At 42.3% G+C, this 1,958-nt stretch carries 1 protein-coding gene; it reads left to right on the top strand.

The window, feature by feature from the left end; translation table 11 throughout:
• Nucleotides 1–537 precede the first annotated feature (537 nt).
• Nucleotides 538–1,836: a group II intron reverse transcriptase/maturase gene (ltrA, locus tag ACFSBH_RS12325; protein WP_379597780.1), complete on the top strand. Its 1,299-nt coding sequence runs from the start codon at nt 538–540 to the stop codon at nt 1,834–1,836.
• The last annotated feature ends 122 nt before the right edge of the window (nt 1,837–1,958 follow it).

Here is a 1,958-nt window from a genome sequence, read left to right on the forward strand (position 1 = left end):
CGCGCGCCCAGCAAGCCGTTAATTGCTAGTTGGTGAAAGTCCAACCTGAGTAGGTGCCAAGACGCTCAGTAGCTGACAGGCAACTGGTGGAGAAATCCTAAGGTTGAAGCCCTGTGACAAAGTAACTCGATTTAGAGTGCGAGCGACCTAACAGGTTGTAACATTAAGTGAATCCTGCCGCCTCGTCAATTACAACCCTCATAGAGGATAAAGGGGAAGTTGAGCCTGGGTAATATAGGCGAAAACCACGGACGGTGTGAAGAACTTGGAAAGACAACACCTAAGAATCCCTCGGGGTATGGGGAGCGACATGTTAGGAAAGTAATTAACGGAACTGGGGATACCCTCCTCGGTCACTTCCTACGGGAAGTAAAACAAAAAACCTATAAGCTTAAAAGTGAAGTGGTAGATGGGTCGAGAGGGAGTCGGAGGGGGTCATACTACCGATGATGACAACGACAACATAACGTTGTCTAGGGAAGGACGGCAATAGCCAATACCCTACTTCGTTCAGATGTTCAAAGGAGGTAAGAGTCAGTGAATGCCAAGAAAATGGCTAACTACACCAGTAAAGCAAAAGCTCAAAAACTCTGGAAAACATTATACCTTTGTGCCAAGGAAAGTAAGACACGTCGATTTCATGCTTTATACGATAAAATTTATCGCCCTGATATCTTGTGGGAAGCATGGCAAAGAATGAAAAGGAAAAGAGGAAGTGGAGGCGTAGACTCGCAAACATTGGAGGATATTGAATCGTATGGAGAGAAGAAGTTTCTAAACGAACTTTATCTCGAATTGAAAGAGAAACGATATCGTCCGCAGCCCGTCTTACGTACCTACATTCCGAAAGATGATGGAACGAAACGTCCATTAGGAATTCCAACGATAAAAGACAGAGTCGCACAAATGGCAACGAAATTAGTAATCGAACCAATTTTTGAAGCTGACTTCAAAGACTGTTCCTATGGATTTCGACCCAAACGAAATGCTCATCAAGCGATAGCGAAAATAAGAAAAGAGAGTAGGAAAAACTATTGGGTATTAGACGTCGATATCCAAGGCTACTTTGATAACATTAACCATGACAAACTGATGAAACTGGTAGAACAACGCATTAGTGACCGAAGGGTATTAAAGCTAATACGGAAATGGCTACAGGTAGGAATCATGGAAGAAGGTAAGGTTAGGCATTCCATATTAGGAGCACCTCAAGGAGGGGTAATCTCTCCGTTACTTTCTAATATCTATCTACATGTCATGGACTCTCTTTGGGAAAAGAAATTCAGCCATTTGGGGACGATTGTTCGCTATGCGGACGATTTTGTGATTTTATGTGAAAGGAAAGCACACGCCTTAGAGAGCATACGGGTTATTCAAGCAATCATGTATAAACTAGATCTCTCACTACATCCAGAGAAATCAAGGCTCGTCAACATTTGGGATGACAGTGATGGATTTGACTTTCTTGGATTTCATCATCGTAAATTCCCCATCCGTAAGAAGGGTGGACATACATTCTTTATCATGAATCATATCCCAAGCAAGAAAGCGATGAAGAAAATGCGGAAGAAAATAAAAGACTATACAGAACCTCGCTATAAACTGTTTATGGATATAGAGGAACTAGTGAAGGGATTGAACCGTAGGCTTCAAGGATTCAAGAACTATTACCAGCTCTCTCCATTATCCAAGAGGTGGCTGAATCGCATTGACTGGTATGTGTTACAACGCTTAACCCTTTTCAACAATAAGAAAAGAAATAAAAAGCATAAACATGCCTATCTTCGAGAAACGGTAAAGCAAGTTGAACACCTATTGGTGAAATTAGCAGATTAAGTCCGTAAAGCCAAAGGAAGAAGAACGTCGGAAAGCCGTATGAGGGAAAACTTCATGTACGGTTTGATGAGGGGGAACAGGAAAAGGAATTGCCCTCCTGTCTGGCTTAGTAAGGTGGAACA

The sequence above is a fragment of the Oceanobacillus luteolus genome (assembly GCF_042678205.1).
GTDB lineage: Bacteria > Bacillota > Bacilli > Bacillales > Amphibacillaceae > Oceanobacillus > Oceanobacillus luteolus.